This is a genomic window from Haladaptatus sp. DYF46 (assembly GCF_021083305.1).
In the GTDB taxonomy this organism is placed as follows: Archaea; Halobacteriota; Halobacteria; order Halobacteriales; family Haladaptataceae; genus Haladaptatus.
The window spans coordinates 386,401-400,560 of sequence record NZ_JAJFAY010000001.1 but is presented as its reverse complement, the minus strand read 5'-3'; the positions used below and the strand labels follow the sequence as shown (position 1 = coordinate 400,560).

Sequence of the window (14,160 nt, the reverse complement as noted above, 5' to 3'; positions counted from 1 at the left end):
GAGTATTTAAATGATTTATTCGAACGCCTCCCGCAACTCCTCATCTATCTCCCACGTCCCGTCTCCCTCGCCGCGCAACAACTCTATACTCGCCCGGAACAGCGACACCTGCGTATCGAAGATGGCGTACACCGGTTGCAACGAACCCAACCGATCACTGCCACCGAGCCGAACGAACAACCAAAGCCCCGCAGGAACGACCAATCCGAACGGTCCGGTAGCAACGAGTGCACCACCCGTCATCAACCCTACCCCAAGCGCCACCAACCACGGCGAGACGATCATGAACCACCAGTTGAACGGCAACACCAGTCTACCATACTTGCCGTGTTTGCCGAGCGCATCCCGATGCTGCACCAACAACCGAATCAAACCCATTCCGCGTCGGTCTTTCTGCAATCTACGTTTTCCAAAATCGGAGTGGGAAGCCTCGCTGTACCGAATCTCGGGGTCGAAGATCACCCGTTTTCCGTTGCGCCGGATCTTCAACGCGAGTTCCGTGTCATCAGCCAACGACTCGGGGTCGATGGGGACGATGGCGTCGTTTTCGAACGCCGAGAACGGACCGTGGAAGATGAGGGTCGAATCGAGATGCGATTCGAGGGTCTGGATATGCGCTTGGACGCCGCGATAGCCCTCCTCGACTTCGCTCCCGCCGAGAACGTCGGCGTTTTGTCCGGTTACGGCCGAAACCTCCGGGTCGGCGAGGTTCGCGGCCGCGACGCGGAGGACGTCGTTTGCGGTGTAGGAGTCACAATCGGTTTTGACCACCATCTCGTTCTCGGCGGCCGCGTACGCGTCGTTGAGTGCGGGTGCGAGTCCGCGCCGTTCCTCCTCCTCGATGAGGTTCAGCGATGGATGTTCGTGGTCGGCGAAGTACTCTCGAATGAGGTCGGGCGTCTCGTCGTCGCTCGAATCCACGACGACGAGTTCGACCTTCTCCATGGGATAGTCGAGTTCGAGCAGGTCGTCGAGCTTCTTCTCGATGATGTCCGACTCGTTGTACGTGGGTAAAATGACACTAACCGTCGGCTCCGATTCCCGCTTTCGGGCGGGCGAGCCGTCGGGGCGAATCAGTCCGTACAACGCGAGAAAGCAGAGATACGGAATTGCGGCCACAGCGATGACGACAGCGGCGGCCTTTGCGAGCCGGTTCATATCCGGTCGTTTGTCGTTTTGTTTTAAACATCTATGGATTGACCGGCAGTCGGTGGGCGGTGAGGATCGGTACCTCTCCCATCCCTGACAGACTCAAAAGGTTGGGCTTTTACACCCCGGTGCCCATTTCCCCGACAATGCCCGACAAAGAGGACGTGTGCGTGCTCATTCCGACGCTCGACGAGGCCGAGACGATTGGCGAAGTCATCGACGGGTTTCGTGAGCAGGGATTCTCGAACGTTCTCGTGGTGGATGGCGATTCCGAAGACGACACCCGCGACGTGGCGACGGACCACGGCGCACGCGTCATCACGCAGAGCGGCGTCGGGAAGGGGCAGGCCGTTCGAGAGGGGTTAGAACACATCAATACGGAGTACGTGTTGATGTTGGACGGGGATGGAACGTACGACCCGGCGGACGCCGGGACGATGTTGGAACCGCTCGACGACGGCTACAATCACGTCATCGGAAATCGGTTCGCGGAGATGAACGACGGGTCGATGCCGCGGCTGAACCACTTCGGCAACCGCGTCATCAACCGTGCGTTCTCCATCATCCACGGGTCGGATTTTAAGGACATCCTGAGCGGCTACCGTGCGTTCACGCGCAAATCCGCGGAGCGGGCGTATCTCACCTCGGACGGCTTCGGCGTCGAAACCGAACTGGCGGTCGAATGCGTCAAGCACGGCGTTCCGACGGTCGTCGTCCCGATTCAGTACGAGGAGCGCCCGGACGATTCGGAGACGAACCTCCACCCGCTCTGGGACGGGGGGGACATCATCATGACCCTGTACCAACTCGCCAAGACGAACAACCCGCTGTTTTACTTCGGAAGCGTAGGGATGTTGAGCGGCCTCTTCGGGGTCATTGTAGGGGTTTACGTCGGCGTCGAGTGGGTTACTCGAAACATCTCACACGAGGTACTCGCGGTCGTCGCCGGAATCTCCATCGTCTTCGGCTTGCAGTTGCTCATGTTCGGCGTCCTCTCGGATATGATCGTCACGCTCCACCGGGAACAGATGCGTCGAATCGACGAACGCCGATAAGTGCGCGGGCGGTACGGCCGCGAGAACCGTGACGGGAACGGCGCGTTCGAACGAATTATGCGATGTCGCGACTGGTGTCGATGGAAACCGACTCCGTGAGTTCGAGTTTGATGGTCTCGGGGAGTGCCCGCCCGCCGCGGAACTTCGGTACGGCGAGCCGATTTTCGACGCGGTCTCCCGCTACTTCTGTTCTGAGTTGAAACACCACGTCGACGGCGTGTTCCGTGATATCCCGCTGGGCGGGAATCCGTCGACCGTCGAGACAGTGGAGGAGTGCGAGGCTATCGGTTCCTCGAAGGTGGGCCTGCAAGTCGTTGAGGAAGTTCCGATACCGGGTCGGGTCCTCCCGCTCCAAGGGGTTCATCTGGTCGATGATGAGCGTCGAATCGCTTCGAAGACGCTGAAACAACCGCCGAGCGTGGTCGAGCGGCGCATCGCCCGGGATATATCTGACCTCCGGCGTTCGACGGCTGGATTCCCGTCGAAACTCGGCACTGACGGCCTCTTCGTTCCGATCGGTCGTCAAGTAAAGCGTCGGGCGACTCGCGGTGAACTCGGTCAGGAGAAGTTCCGCCTGACTGGCCGGTGGGGCACAGAGTGCGACGGTGCTTCCCGGTGGAAGTCCCCCGTCGAGTTTCCGGTCGAGAACCGGGACACCGGTCGAAAGCCGCGCTGCCATACGATTGACAACTCACACACCGTTCATAAGTGTTTGGACAGAAGCGCGGACGCGAGGCGGTCGTACCCCCGACGAACGGACTCATCGGCGAGGGCTGCGACGCCGCCGTCGGGAATCGACGAGAGCATCGGACAGTCGAGTAGTCGCTCGATTTTCGATGGAGGATGGTCCGCTCGGGTCGTGACGACTCCGATAACGGTCGTTCCGAGCGCGCGGGCCATCGCGGCGGTTTTCGCCGTGTCGCGGAGACATGCCGGGTCGGGCGTCGTCACCAGCAGAACGTGGTCCGCGATTCGGAGCGGCGTCGCCGCGTCGGGACCCGCCCCCGCCGGACAGTCCACGAGGACGTGGTCGGCCGCACAGGAAAGACGAGGGAGCGCGGTCGGTAGGTGAACGGACACCGCTACCGATTGCGGTGCCGGAACCACTCCGACGCCGGTAAGGGAGGGAGGAGGATGGGTCGCCGACTCGACCGGCTCGCCGTCCGCGACGGCCGAAAGGTTTGGGGAATCTGTGACTCCCGCAAGCAGGTGTAGGTCCGGCATGTCAACGTCCGCGTCCACGGCGACGACCGACCGGCGCATCCGCCCGAGTGCCCCCGCGAGTCCGAGCGTCGTCGTCGTCTTTCCACAGCCTCCCTTTCCACCGGCGATGGCGAGCATGCCGGGTGTGGTTCCGCCATCCGATTTAAATTTCGGGGACGACCCGTGCCTTTCAAGGCGCGTGACAACCCCTCTTCGAACGATGCGGCACGACCACCTCATCGACACGAAACAACTTTCGCGGCAGGATATCGAGGACGTCCTCGACCGCGCCGCCGAAATCGACGCCGACCCGGCGGCGTTCGGGGACCGACACGCGGGAAAACTCCTCGGGTTGCTGTTTTACGAACCGAGTACGCGCACCAAGATGAGCTTCGAGACGTCCATCAAGCGTCTCGGCGGCGACGTCGTCGACATGGGTTCCGTCGAATCGTCGAGCGTGAAGAAGGGAGAGAGCCTCGCCGACACGACGCGCGTCATCGAAGGCTACGCCGACGCGCTCGTGTTGCGCCACCCGAGCCAAGGTGCGGCGAAGATGGTGAGCGAGTTCGTCGACGTCCCCCTCCTCAACGCCGGGGACGGGGCGGGCCATCACCCGACACAGACGCTCCTCGACCTTTATACGATTCGGGAGAACGCGGGTCTGGACGACCTCACCATCGGCATCATGGGCGACCTGAAGTACGGGCGAACGGTCCACTCGCTCGCACACGCGCTGACCAACTTCGGTGCCCGTCAACACTTCATCAGCCCCGGGAGCCTCAAACTCCCGCGAAGCGTTCGCTACGACCTCCACGAAGCGGGGGCGAACGTCCGCGAACACACGGATATCGCGGACGTGCTTCCCACCTTGGATGTCCTTTACGTCACACGCATCCAACGCGAGCGCTTCCCCGACGAGAACGAATACCGCGCCATCGCGGGCGACTACCGTATCGACCTCGAAACGCTCGAAGACGCGCGTGACGACCTGACCATCATGCACCCGCTTCCCCGCGTCGACGAAATCGCACCCGAAGTTGACGAGACGTCCCACGCGAAGTACTTCGAACAGGCACACAACGGCATCCCAGTGCGTATGGCACTGCTCGACTCCATGCTGGAGGACCAATGAGCGACCACGAACTCCGCGTCAGCAAGATTCGAAACGGCACCGTCATCGACCACGTTCGCGCCGGCCAAGCGCTCAACGTCCTCGCAATCCTCGGCATCGACGGAAGCGACGGTGAGGCGGTGAGCGTCGGGATGAACGTTCCGAGCGATCGAATGGGGCGGAAAGACATCGTGAAGGTCGAGGGGATGGAGTTGAGCCAGAACGAGGTGGACGTGCTCTCCCTCATCGCCCCCGACGCGAGCATCAACATCATCCGCGAGTACGAGGTGGCCGAAAAGCACCGCTTGGAGCGACCCGAATACGTCGTCGGCATCCTCTCCTGTCCCAACAGCAACTGCATCTCGACGGAGGACGAACCGGTCGATTCGAAGTTCGAAGTGCTCTCCGACGGCGTCCGTTGTGAGTACTGTGAGACCATCATCCGCGATGACCTTCCCGCACATATCAGCGTAAAGTGAGAAACGACAGCTTATCCCGCCGAACTCGGGAAAACGGTCGAAGCCGTTTATGCCGTCGCTCCGATTCGTGGCGTGTATGGGAACCCGAACCGGCACGTATGCCGCCGTCGTCTTGTCGATTCTTCTCGTATTCTCGGGCGGTGCAGTCGTCGCTGGCGATGGAGTAACCGCGGCGAACCCGTCGTTGCAACTCGGTCAGTACAAGGTGTCCGTCAACGACGTGACCGTCAGGACGTGGGCGCTCCGGAATACGACGGTGAACAACGCGACGGTGGACGAGGTACACGTTCGAACCTTGCGAACCGAGAGCGGACCCAAGAAAAACGTCACCCTCCGAAACGTCTCCATCGCGACGGTTCACATCCAAAACGGCACGATGAAGAACGTGACCGCGGACAGAATCGTCATCAGGAACCGGTCCATCTGGAACGTGCCGGGCGGCGATCTGTTCGACCCGGGCGTGAAAAACCGCGTCATCGAGCGACACGTCCTGACCAACATCACGGTCGAAGGCGCGAACCTCGACACGTTGAATGTGGACACGTTGACGGTGGTCAACACGACGGTTCCGAACCGCTCCGACACGGCACCCGTATCGCCGGACGTGACCGAACCCGACACGAAGCCGAAACCCGCCGTCGAAATTCAAAACGCGAGTATCGACTCCGGGATCGTTCGAAAGGCGAGTGCGGGCGAGTGGTCGGCCGAAAACGTTCGCTCCCGGAGCGCGACGAGGTGAGGGAGAGTCAGAGGAACGCTTCGGTCTCGACCGTTTTTCCTGCCGGAAACGACGAACCGGAGAGTTCGAACCGCGGGACGTGGATGGCGTCCTCGTCGGTCGGTCGAAAGTCGAGTCCCGGAATCTCCCCGAACACCGTTCGAAACTGGTCTTCTGCACCCCGTTCCACGGCGAGTTCGACGCGCTCGAAATGCATCTCCTCCCACGACCCGAGATCCGCCTCCACGTCGCTTCCGTCGGGATGCAGTTCGACTCGGAACCCCCACGGCGTCATGACGAACGTCCGTCTCCCGTCGCGGTCACGGACGGACCACCCCGCTTCGTCCGCGCGGTCACAAATCGCGTCGAAGTCGGACGTACAGAGGCCGAGGTGGTCGAAATGCGGTCGCCGCCCCGGTGCAATCGTGACGTTCACGTAGCCGCGTTGGGCGTTTTGCAGTCGAAGCCGAAACCCGTCCGGGACGGGGTCGCTCGCGTCGAGCGTGTGAAACTCGCCATCGACCCGTCCGAACCGACGGTACGGCGGCAGCCCGTGCGCGGCGAGTCGGGTTTCGGCGTGGCTCACGTCGGGCGTGTTGAAATGGAGATGGAAGAGCCGTGTCGGGGAGTGCATACCCGACAGTGCTCGCTCACCCAAAAAGACGATTCGGTTCGATTACTCTTCGACGTCTTCGGCTTCTTCGCCTTCCTCTTCGAGTTCCTCGACGAGTTCGTCCTCGTCGATATCGACGTCTTCGAGGGCTTCTTCGAGGTCGGCACCGCCCATGCCACCCATTCCGCCCATGCCGCCCATCATTCCGGCACCCGCGCCGTCGATGGTCTCCTGAACGATGACGCGGTCCAGGTCGAGGCGGTCGATGACGTCCTGTGCGATCTGCTGTTTCTGGAACATCCACTGCTGGTTCATCGACAGCTGCGGCGTCGCCTCGATGTAGAGGGTTTCCTTCTCGACCGTCTCGGTTTCGGTCTCGCCGTCCTCGTTCTCGACTTCCTCCTCTTCCTCGTCCGTCTGAAGCCACATGTCGAGGTCCGCGTCGATGTACATCGAGAAGAGGCCCTTCGCCTTCTCCTCCGCGTCCTCGACCTCTTCGACGACTTCGTACTCGTATTCGAGGTCCTCGCCCGCGAGCGGGTGGTTGAAGTCGACGCGTGCGCGGCCGCCGATGATGGTCTCGACGTAGCCCTGCTGGCCGTCGACGTTGACGTTCGCGCCGGGGTAGCGGTCCTCGTCCGAGAGTTTGTCGGCGCTGACCGTGCGGACTTGCTCGTTGTCGTATTCGCCGAACGCCTGTTCGACGGTGACGGTTCCCTCGTCGCCCGCTTCCTTGCCGTAGATGTCCTCTTCGACGTCCTCGAAGATGTGACCCGCGCCGAGGACGATGGTGCGCGCGCTGAAGTCGCGCTCGTCAGTCTCCACGTCCTCTTCTTCCGCGACTTCTTGGCTGGTCGTGTCGACGAGATCGCCGTCCTCGACGGTTCGCGCGGTGTAATCGAGGCTGATGAAGTTTCCTTCTTGCAGCCCTTCCTGTGTTTCTTCGTTCTCTTCTTCGGATGCGTCGGCCTCTTGTTCGTCACTCATACACGAAACGACACCCGTTCGGCCCTTAAGAATCACGTTTCGCCCCCGAGAGGGAATTCGGCCTCGGGGAGACGTTTACAACCCTCCCACGTGTACATCGGCCCGATGGATACCCAAGAGACGGTCGCGTTTCTTGCCGGGTCGCCGGAGCGACTGCGATTACTGTCCCTTCTTCGGGAGTCGCCCGGTTCGCCGCGCGACGTCGCCGATTCCCTCGACGTCTCCCACCGGAGCGCCCAGCGGAACCTCTCCGAGTTCGCCGACCGTGGCTGGGTGCAAAAGTGCGACGGGAACTACGCCCTGACGCCGAGCGGCGAACTCGTCACGCGAACGCACGCGAACTACGTGGAGACGCTCGAAACCATCGAGCGATTCGATGCGTTTTTCCGTCACCTCCCGGCCGAAACCCGTCTTCCTGACCCGACGTGGCTACACGACGCCACGCTCGTCGTCGCATCGCCCGACCAACCACAGGCCCCGGTGAGCGAGTACGTGAACCGTCTCCGTTCGCGGGAGACGGACACGATTCGGATGCTCGCACCCGTCCTGAGTCGCCTGTATCACGACGTACACGCGGAACTCGTGTTCGACGGTATCGAGACGGAACTCGTCATGCCCGCGGACACGTTGGAAACCGCACGGTCGCTCAACCCGCTCGAATTCGGACTCGTCACCCGCGCCATCGACATCTACCGGTACGACGGCTCCGCACGAATCGGCGTGACGCTCGGCGACGGGTGGGCGCTCGCGGGAGCCTACGACGAGGACGGACAGCTCCGCGCGCTCGTGGACTGCGATCGTCCCGCGTTCGTCGAGTGGGCGGAGGGAATTTACCGTCGGTATCGCGAGGCTGCACGGCCCGTCCGATGATGGCACGGCGTTCCGAAGGTGATAAACCACGCGGAACCATTCGCCGGAGTATGGACGTTGCGTTGGGCGGGACGTTTGACCCGGTTCACGACGGACATCGGGCGTTGTTCGAGCGAGCGTTCGAGTTGGGTGACGTCACCGTCGGGTTGACGAGCGACGAACTCGCTCCGGCGACTCGAAACGTCGAGAGACACGTCCGCCCGTTCGAGGAGCGAAAGCGTGCGCTCGAATCCGAACTCCGCGGGTTCGCCGAGGAACACGGCCGCGAGTTCGACGTTCGGAAACTCACCGAACCGACCGGCATCGCCACCGAGGAGCGCTTCGACATACTCATCGTCTCCCCCGAGACGAAACACGGCGGCGAGCGAATCAACGAACTCCGCACCGAACGCGGCTTCGACCCCCTCGAAATCGTCGTCGTTCCGCACGTCGAGGCCGAGGACGGCGACATCATCTCTAGCACGCGAATCGTCGCCGGGGAGATAGACGAACACGGCAACTTGACCCCGGATTGCGAAGGGCGCAACTGAATCCGCTTTGCTATCCCGCTACCACGATGGCGGTTGGAGTCCCGCTTCTTCGAGAACCGTCTTCCAGCGCTGTTGAATCGTCAACCGCGAGACGCCGATTGCGTCGGCGACGGCCTGCTGTGAGCGCTGGTCGCCCTCGATGAGCGACCCGGCGTAGAGGCTGGCGGCCGCGACGGCGCGCTTGGAGCGCTCCTCGGGGTCGTCGGCGCTGGAGACGGTCGAGAGAAAGAGGTCCGCCGCCCGCGAGCGAGCGCCGGTTTCGAGTTCGAGGCGGTCTGCTGCCTGCTGGAGTTCGGCGAGCCACGATTCGTTTTCCACTTGGTCACGTGCCCGATACACGACCGAAAATCACGCGCCATCGGATATAAACGCTCGTCCGCGGAGAACGACAGTTTCTTATCTCGCACCTCAAAATCCAATACTGCGTGCGGGTAGCCAAGCTAGGCCAACGGCGCAGCGCTTAGGACGCTGTCCCGTAGGGGTCCGCCGGTTCGAATCCGGTCCCGCACATTCTCCGCGAACAACGGTCGTGAGCGGAGAATGTAGCTAGCGGATTCGAATCCTGCAAGTCACAGCCCGCGGAGTCGAACGGATGTGAGACGAGCAGGACTGTCTTGCTCTGGTTCGAATCCGGTCCCGCACATTTTGCCACGAGCAACTCCGCGAGTGGCAAAATTGCGAAGAGGATTCGAATTAGACCGGATGCAGTCTGCGTAGCGAACGAAGTGAGTGCGCAGAATCATCCGGGCATTGTTCGAATCCGGTCCCGCACATTCTCCGCGAATAACGGTCGTGAGCGGGAAAACTGTGCCGAGCAGTTCGAAGCAGGCTACACAGGGCGAGCGAAACGCGGTGCACCCCCGGTATTCCCATCGACCGGTGTGGGGTCCGCGGTTGCTACCCGAACATCACCCAAGCGAAGAGGAAGAAGGAGGCGAAAATGACGAGGAGGAGTATCGTTGCTTTGAGCATCGTTTCGCGGACCGACGTTTCGGAATCCGCCGACCCGTCATCCTCTCCGTTCACTGCAAGCATACCCTCGTCGTCCATTCCTATCCAATTCCCACTATCTAAACCCATACTTCTTCTGAATCTTTCACGATAATAAGCTTTCTTCGGAATTCGAGCTGAGAGTTCTCGAATCGGACGCAGTCCGCGCGGCAAACAAACTGGCGTTCCGCGCCTCGATGCGAACCGCGACGCCGTAAACGCCGCTAATGAGAGCGTCTCCACATTGATCCCGCGTCATCGAGGAAGTCGCGCACTTCCGCAACGACGCGTTTCGGCGCTTCCGTCGGGCCGCTGTGCCCGAGGCCGTCGAACTCGACGAGGCGACTGTCGGGAATCGCGTCGTGAACCGCGCGGACGCTGTCCCGGAGGTGGGACGGGCCGTCGGTCCCGGACAGGAGGAGCGCAGGTGCGTCCACGTCGAGAGCGTCGGGAAGACGGTGCTTTTCGAGGGCACGGTCCATCCTGACGGTGTTTTCGACATGTTCCACGCAGGCTGGCCACGGGGGCCACGCCTCGAGCCATCCGTCGAAGTCGGGTGGCTCTCGGTCGTGAAGCACTTCCCGGAGGTGGAGTTTCATCGCCTCACGAGGCGCGCCGTCGTCGAGTTGCTCTTGCATCCGCTCGGAGAGGTCAGCTTGTTCCCTATATGCTCCGACGAGATACGCCGGTTCGTAGGCGACGACCGCTCGAACGGGTTCGATGCGGGCGGTTTCTATCGCTTGCAAGCCGCCGAAGGAGTGTCCGAACAGGGTCGGTTTTCCATCGACGGCATCGATGACGGCGCGAGCGTCTTCGACTTCGCGCCGGATACTGTACTCCTCGGAATCGCCGCTGTCGCCGCGTCCTCGTCTGTCCGAGAGGAACACGGTGAATTCGTCCGTGAACCGGGAGAGAAGCGGTTCCCAGTAGTGTCGCGTTGATCCGCCGTGGAGGAGGACGAGCGGCGGCCCGTCTCCGTGTCGTTCGTACGCGATACGCGTTCCGTCGGCCGAGGTGACTGTCTCCATCTCGATGTACTGGTTGACAGGGAAGTCGGCTAAGGATGACTCGAAATCCTACGGCCGTTTATATCACCCGCCGAAACGACGGTCGGTTCAGTCGGGCAACGGGGGCCACGTCGAGGCCACGGACGTCTCCACGAGGTGCGTCTGTGCGCGCCGGAGTCGCTCGGAGAGCGACGACGGGGAGATTCCGAGTTCGACGGCGACGTCGTCCAGCGACGCCGCCCGCGGAATTTCGAAATATCCCATCTCGTAGGCGGTTCGGAGCGCCTCGTGTTGACAGTTCGTCAGTCCGTCTCCCGGCGCTTCGGGCTCGCCGTCGTGTGTGAGTCGCCGCAGCGAAAACTCGCCGTTGTGCCGCCAGAACTCGCTGAACTCGTCGAAGGCCCGTCTGTCGGCGAACCAGCCCGTTTGAATCCACCCAGTTCCCGTGACGCGAATCCGCTCGATGATGGCCTCGGCGGTGGCGAGCGAATGGAGGTTCGACAGGTCCTCGATGTGGTCGCCGAGTTGTGCCTCCTCGCCGATAGCTGGGAGGACTTGGTAGCGGCGCGTTCCGCCCGCACGTCCGACGAGGGAGTACTCAGCGACGAAGGCGGTCGATTCGAACGCGCGCTCCACCGACGCCGTCGCTCCGCTCGTCACGTGGACGATGAACGGGGGGAGGTCGCCGTGATTGTACTGGAGTTCGATTTCCATCGTCGCCTCGGAAGCGGACTCGGCGATGTCGACGAACGGAAGGGCTTCGCACGTAATCTCGTATTCGGCGACGAGTGCCATGGACCTTCCATTTCGGGCGGCGCTAATGGGCGTGTTGGTAATCACTGAATCCGAGCCGAACTCCACACGTCAGAGAGACCAAAAATGGAACACGACGATATCGTAGTTAGTGCGCCGAGAAGCCGTCTATCACGCCGCCGCAGTCGGGACACGACACGTACTCTGTTCCGGTACTTTTGTGACCGGTCGGGTTGCCGTTGCGGGTCGTACGTGAACTTCCACCGCGACGCAAGTCGGAATTGCAGTATGGACACTCTTGCATGATACTCATCCACGCGTTGCGTGGTAACGTCTATCACAACAGTGGTGACGGTGATAAACTTTGTGTCGGCCTAACTCCGGACGAAAACCGGTAATCGCTATTACGAGAGCGCTTTTCGGGCGTTCTCGACGGCCGCGTCCTTCTTCGCGGGGTAGGCCTCGACTTTCGCGCGGAGGGTGATTCCGTCGCCGAGTTCGACGGCACCGCGGTAGGCGGCCTGCTTGTCCAGCGAGATGAAAAACGAACAGTTGTCGTCCACGCGCTGGTCGAGTTCGTCGCGCAACCGTCCGATGTCGTCGAGTTCCCGGAGTTTCGTCAACACGTGGCGCATTTCGTCCGCGTTCTCCACCCGCGCCGAGAAGATGAGGATGCGGTCGCCGAGATGTCCCTCGCTCTTCGTGCGCTCGATTTCGGCCTCCTCGGGGAGATAGGCGCGGAGGGAGTCCTCGACGCGCTGGTCGTCTTCGGTCGCGTAGCAGAATGCCCGCAGGTCGATGTAGTGAAACGGAACGCTAGCCATGATGGAACGTACGAATCGAAGGAAGAAAAGTTACTCCTCGTCCTCGACGGCTTCGAGGGAATCCTCGGGGATGCCCGTCTCCTGTCCGTCCTCGAAGCTGATGGTGTAGGTGGCGTCACCGAACATGTTCTCCATGACCTGCGTCACCGTTCCCGCTTCGCCGTCGTACTCGCTGTGCTGGTCGTGCAGAATGACCGCGTCGTCTTCTTCGAAGCTCATACCGGCGGATAGCCCATCCGGTCGTAAAAACCGACCGATTCCCGAGTGCCGTCGTCCGAAGGCTTATTTCACCCGCCAGAATATCGTGGCATATGATCGTACTCTTCGCGCGGTCGGGTTCTCGTTCGTCCTCAGGGGTAGTCGGCAGTCAGTTGTACGATGACGCTCGATGACCTGTGGTTTCTTTCGACGGAGGCCGAACAGCGGGCGGAGCAGACCTATCACCGACTGACCGAGCGACACACGGAATTTTTGGAGTTCACGCGGCATTACGAGGTGTCCCGCGGTCGATTTCGTACGCTTGCCAACCGAGTTGCGGAACACGGCGCGCCGTACGGCGCACACACCATCGTCTACCGCCCGTCCCGCGAGGTACTCCTCGTCTGGCACGCCGGCGTCGATATGTGGGTCCTCCCCGGCGGCGGCATCCATCCCGACGAATCCTATCGCGAGGCGGCGGAGCGGGAACTCGACGAGGAGGCTGGCATCGAAGCCGAGTACGAGGGATTGGGAATCGCGACACGTACCGCGATTCGCTGCGGGGAGTACTCGACGTGGGGCGTTCTCCCCGTGTTTCAGGCGTGTGCGCAAACGACGACGCCGACGGTCCGCGACCCGGACGACGAGATAACGGACGCGAAGTGGTTCGCCGAACTCCCGGACGACACCCGCGACAGGGAGCAACTGGTCGCGTGGAAGGAAGAGCGGTTCAGTTCCCGTGCGTAACCCCGTCGCGTGAATCCGCGTCCATCCGCCGCACCGCGGCGCGGGCGTTGCCCGATTCGTAGCCGAAGAACACGTCGTTTCCGTAGGCGTCCGCGACTTCCGCGGCGTGGATGAGGTCGTCGATGTCGATATCGACCGCGTAGAGTTCGACGCTGAACGGAGCGTCGAGGAAGTCCTCGAACCCGCTGGCGATGATTTCCAGCCAGTACGTCGTGGAGTAGGCCATATCGTACAGCGGGACGACGAACTCGTCCACGTACTCCGCCAGCGCGTCCAAATCGAGACCGGCACGGTCGTAGAGGTGACCGGGATACGGGTCGGGATACAGCGTCAGATACGTCTTACCGGGGATTCTGTCGCTCGCCTCCGCGACGAATTCCGTGATGACGCTCGCGCGCCACGCCTTCCAGTCGTCGTAGTCGCTCGCCGCGAATTCCGCCTCGCACTGCTCGCAGTGGCAGTATTCTGCCCGTGGAAAGCCGATGTCGTCCAACCGAACGTCCGGGTACGCTTCGGCGGCGTCGGAGACCATCTCCAACAGGCCTTCGCGGTACGCCTCGCGAGTGGGACAGATGTAGCCCCAGTCGAAGTAGGGTCGCTCGCGAGTCGCCAGTTCGCCCTCGTCGCTCACGGGCACCAACGAAGGGTCGTTTTCGGCGGCGGTGCTGTCGCCGAAACACGAAATCATGTTCACGCCCGTCTCGACCGGTTCGGTTGCGCGCCCCGTTACGTCCTTCATCTCGTAAAAGCCCCGCTCGAACTCGGGCCAGTCGAGTTCCTCGGGATTTCGCGTCACCACGCCGTACATGGTTCGCCGTTCGGGTTCACGCCGGTAAGACGTTTCGAACGCGGCGTTCGACCCGTCCGTTCGTCTCCCCACTTCAACTCCTTTCGAGTTCGCACCACAGGTCTACCCCGGAGAAGAC

Annotated in this window: 19 protein-coding genes and 1 tRNA gene; 8 read left to right on the top strand and 12 right to left on the bottom strand. The window is 61.9% G+C overall.

The features are described from left to right. Positions 1 to 15 precede the first annotated feature (15 nt). Positions 16 to 1,158, bottom strand: a complete 1,143-nt coding sequence (locus tag LJF34_RS02235) for a glycosyltransferase (RefSeq protein WP_231183000.1) — start codon at positions 1,156 to 1,158, stop codon at positions 16 to 18. 137 nt (positions 1,159 to 1,295) lie between these two features. Between LJF34_RS02235 and aglJ the strand changes: the two genes are divergently transcribed. Beyond that, complete coding sequence (gene aglJ / locus LJF34_RS02230; RefSeq protein ID WP_231182999.1) at positions 1,296 to 2,204, top strand: S-layer glycoprotein N-glycosyltransferase AglJ; 909 nt, start codon at positions 1,296 to 1,298, stop codon at positions 2,202 to 2,204. Positions 2,205 to 2,259: 55 nt separating this feature from the next. Here the strand turns inward: aglJ and LJF34_RS02225 are convergent, their stop codons facing one another. Together LJF34_RS02225 and LJF34_RS02220 are read right to left on the bottom strand one after the other, a co-directional pair. Further along, positions 2,260 to 2,883 (bottom strand): transcriptional regulator, encoded by a 624-nt coding sequence (locus LJF34_RS02225; protein ID WP_231182998.1) that lies wholly within the window; start codon positions 2,881 to 2,883, stop codon positions 2,260 to 2,262. Between the two features lie 23 nt (positions 2,884 to 2,906). Then, positions 2,907 to 3,545 carry a P-loop NTPase gene (locus LJF34_RS02220; protein ID WP_231182997.1) on the bottom strand — a complete coding sequence of 213 codons (639 nt, stop codon included), beginning with the start codon at positions 3,543 to 3,545 and terminating at the stop codon, positions 2,907 to 2,909. Between the two features lie 82 nt (positions 3,546 to 3,627). Here LJF34_RS02220 and pyrB point away from each other — a divergent pair, with 82 nt between their 5' ends. The 3 genes from pyrB (at position 3,628) to LJF34_RS02205 (ending at position 5,736) form a co-directional block, all read left to right on the top strand. Continuing rightward, a complete protein-coding gene (gene pyrB / locus LJF34_RS02215; protein WP_231182996.1) occupies positions 3,628 to 4,539 on the top strand; it encodes an aspartate carbamoyltransferase in 912 nt (303 codons plus the stop codon). After that, positions 4,536 to 4,997 carry an aspartate carbamoyltransferase regulatory subunit gene (gene pyrI / locus LJF34_RS02210; protein WP_231182995.1) on the top strand — a complete coding sequence of 154 codons (462 nt, stop codon included), beginning with the start codon at positions 4,536 to 4,538 and terminating at the stop codon, positions 4,995 to 4,997. The genes pyrB and pyrI overlap by 4 nt, the downstream gene beginning before the upstream one ends. Positions 4,998 to 5,073: 76 nt before the next feature. Further along, entirely contained in the window at positions 5,074 to 5,736 is a 663-nt protein-coding gene (locus LJF34_RS02205; RefSeq protein WP_231182994.1) for a hypothetical protein, read from the top strand. A 7-nt stretch (positions 5,737 to 5,743) separates the two neighbouring features. Here LJF34_RS02205 and LJF34_RS02200 read toward each other — a convergent pair whose 3' ends face one another. Together LJF34_RS02200 and LJF34_RS02195 are read right to left on the bottom strand one after the other, a co-directional pair. Further along, positions 5,744 to 6,349 carry a hypothetical protein gene (locus LJF34_RS02200; protein WP_231182993.1) on the bottom strand — a complete coding sequence of 202 codons (606 nt, stop codon included), beginning with the start codon at positions 6,347 to 6,349 and terminating at the stop codon, positions 5,744 to 5,746. Between the two features lie 42 nt (positions 6,350 to 6,391). Then, on the bottom strand, positions 6,392 to 7,315 hold the full coding sequence (locus tag LJF34_RS02195) for a peptidylprolyl isomerase (RefSeq protein WP_231182992.1): 924 nt from the start codon (positions 7,313 to 7,315) through the stop codon (positions 6,392 to 6,394). A gap of 105 nt (positions 7,316 to 7,420) precedes the next feature. On the opposite strand from LJF34_RS02195, the gene LJF34_RS02190 reads away from it, so the two are divergent. Both LJF34_RS02190 and LJF34_RS02185 read left to right on the top strand, forming a co-directional pair. Continuing rightward, positions 7,421 to 8,185 carry an ArsR family transcriptional regulator gene (locus LJF34_RS02190; RefSeq protein ID WP_231182991.1) on the top strand — a complete coding sequence of 255 codons (765 nt, stop codon included), beginning with the start codon at positions 7,421 to 7,423 and terminating at the stop codon, positions 8,183 to 8,185. Between the two features lie 50 nt (positions 8,186 to 8,235). Next, the gene (locus tag LJF34_RS02185; protein ID WP_231182990.1) at positions 8,236 to 8,715 is read left to right on the top strand and encodes a phosphopantetheine adenylyltransferase; all 480 of its coding nucleotides are present in this window, start codon (positions 8,236 to 8,238) and stop codon (positions 8,713 to 8,715) included. 18 nt (positions 8,716 to 8,733) lie between these two features. Here LJF34_RS02185 and LJF34_RS02180 read toward each other — a convergent pair whose 3' ends face one another. Then, entirely contained in the window at positions 8,734 to 9,054 is a 321-nt protein-coding gene (locus LJF34_RS02180; protein ID WP_231182989.1) for a transcription initiation factor IIB family protein, read from the bottom strand. A gap of 86 nt (positions 9,055 to 9,140) precedes the next feature. On the opposite strand from LJF34_RS02180, the gene LJF34_RS02175 reads away from it, so the two are divergent. Beyond that, positions 9,141 to 9,225 (top strand) — tRNA-Leu (locus LJF34_RS02175). Between the two features lie 387 nt (positions 9,226 to 9,612). Here LJF34_RS02175 and LJF34_RS02170 read toward each other — a convergent pair. The 5 genes from LJF34_RS02170 to LJF34_RS02150 all read right to left on the bottom strand — a co-directional run bounded on the left by LJF34_RS02170 (position 9,613) and on the right by LJF34_RS02150 (position 12,508). Further along, positions 9,613 to 9,795, bottom strand: coding sequence for a hypothetical protein (locus tag LJF34_RS02170; protein ID WP_231182988.1), 183 nt, complete (start codon positions 9,793 to 9,795; stop codon positions 9,613 to 9,615). 134 nt (positions 9,796 to 9,929) lie between these two features. Then, a complete protein-coding gene (locus tag LJF34_RS02165) occupies positions 9,930 to 10,733 on the bottom strand; it encodes an alpha/beta hydrolase (protein WP_231182987.1) in 804 nt (267 codons plus the stop codon). A gap of 87 nt (positions 10,734 to 10,820) precedes the next feature. After that, positions 10,821 to 11,507 carry a helix-turn-helix domain-containing protein gene (locus LJF34_RS02160; protein WP_231182986.1) on the bottom strand — a complete coding sequence of 229 codons (687 nt, stop codon included), beginning with the start codon at positions 11,505 to 11,507 and terminating at the stop codon, positions 10,821 to 10,823. Positions 11,508 to 11,869: 362 nt separating this feature from the next. Then, positions 11,870 to 12,289, bottom strand: coding sequence for an RNA-binding protein (locus tag LJF34_RS02155; RefSeq protein WP_231182985.1), 420 nt, complete (start codon positions 12,287 to 12,289; stop codon positions 11,870 to 11,872). Between the two features lie 30 nt (positions 12,290 to 12,319). After that, a complete protein-coding gene (locus tag LJF34_RS02150) occupies positions 12,320 to 12,508 on the bottom strand; it encodes a DUF1918 domain-containing protein (RefSeq protein ID WP_231182984.1) in 189 nt (62 codons plus the stop codon). A gap of 159 nt (positions 12,509 to 12,667) precedes the next feature. Here LJF34_RS02150 and LJF34_RS02145 point away from each other — a divergent pair, with 159 nt between their 5' ends. Further along, the gene (locus LJF34_RS02145) at positions 12,668 to 13,234 is read left to right on the top strand and encodes an NUDIX domain-containing protein (protein ID WP_231182983.1); all 567 of its coding nucleotides are present in this window, start codon (positions 12,668 to 12,670) and stop codon (positions 13,232 to 13,234) included. Here LJF34_RS02145 and LJF34_RS02140 read toward each other — a convergent pair. Then, the gene (locus LJF34_RS02140; protein ID WP_231185029.1) at positions 13,218 to 14,042 is read right to left on the bottom strand and encodes a hypothetical protein; all 825 of its coding nucleotides are present in this window, start codon (positions 14,040 to 14,042) and stop codon (positions 13,218 to 13,220) included. The genes LJF34_RS02145 and LJF34_RS02140 overlap by 17 nt on opposite strands. Positions 14,043 to 14,160 lie beyond the last annotated feature (118 nt).

Coding starts and splice junctions, on each gene's coding strand:
- LJF34_RS02235 (WP_231183000.1), bottom strand. CDS start 1,158: ATGAACCGGCTCGCAAAGGCCGCCGCTGTCGTCATCGCTGTGGCCGCA.
- aglJ (WP_231182999.1), top strand. CDS start 1,296: ATGCCCGACAAAGAGGACGTGTGCGTGCTCATTCCGACGCTCGACGAG.
- LJF34_RS02225 (WP_231182998.1), bottom strand. CDS start 2,883: ATGGCAGCGCGGCTTTCGACCGGTGTCCCGGTTCTCGACCGGAAACTC.
- LJF34_RS02220 (WP_231182997.1), bottom strand. CDS start 3,545: ATGCTCGCCATCGCCGGTGGAAAGGGAGGCTGTGGAAAGACGACGACG.
- pyrB (WP_231182996.1), top strand. CDS start 3,628: ATGCGGCACGACCACCTCATCGACACGAAACAACTTTCGCGGCAGGAT.
- pyrI (WP_231182995.1), top strand. CDS start 4,536: ATGAGCGACCACGAACTCCGCGTCAGCAAGATTCGAAACGGCACCGTC.
- LJF34_RS02205 (WP_231182994.1), top strand. CDS start 5,074: ATGGGAACCCGAACCGGCACGTATGCCGCCGTCGTCTTGTCGATTCTT.
- LJF34_RS02200 (WP_231182993.1), bottom strand. CDS start 6,349: ATGCACTCCCCGACACGGCTCTTCCATCTCCATTTCAACACGCCCGAC.
- LJF34_RS02195 (WP_231182992.1), bottom strand. CDS start 7,315: ATGAGTGACGAACAAGAGGCCGACGCATCCGAAGAAGAGAACGAAGAA.
- LJF34_RS02190 (WP_231182991.1), top strand. CDS start 7,421: ATGGATACCCAAGAGACGGTCGCGTTTCTTGCCGGGTCGCCGGAGCGA.
- LJF34_RS02185 (WP_231182990.1), top strand. CDS start 8,236: ATGGACGTTGCGTTGGGCGGGACGTTTGACCCGGTTCACGACGGACAT.
- LJF34_RS02170 (WP_231182988.1), bottom strand. CDS start 9,795: ATGGGTTTAGATAGTGGGAATTGGATAGGAATGGACGACGAGGGTATG.
- LJF34_RS02165 (WP_231182987.1), bottom strand. CDS start 10,733: ATGGAGACAGTCACCTCGGCCGACGGAACGCGTATCGCGTACGAACGA.
- LJF34_RS02160 (WP_231182986.1), bottom strand. CDS start 11,507: ATGGCACTCGTCGCCGAATACGAGATTACGTGCGAAGCCCTTCCGTTC.
- LJF34_RS02155 (WP_231182985.1), bottom strand. CDS start 12,289: ATGGCTAGCGTTCCGTTTCACTACATCGACCTGCGGGCATTCTGCTAC.
- LJF34_RS02150 (WP_231182984.1), bottom strand. CDS start 12,508: ATGAGCTTCGAAGAAGACGACGCGGTCATTCTGCACGACCAGCACAGC.
- LJF34_RS02145 (WP_231182983.1), top strand. CDS start 12,668: ATGACGCTCGATGACCTGTGGTTTCTTTCGACGGAGGCCGAACAGCGG.
- LJF34_RS02140 (WP_231185029.1), bottom strand. CDS start 14,042: ATGTACGGCGTGGTGACGCGAAATCCCGAGGAACTCGACTGGCCCGAG.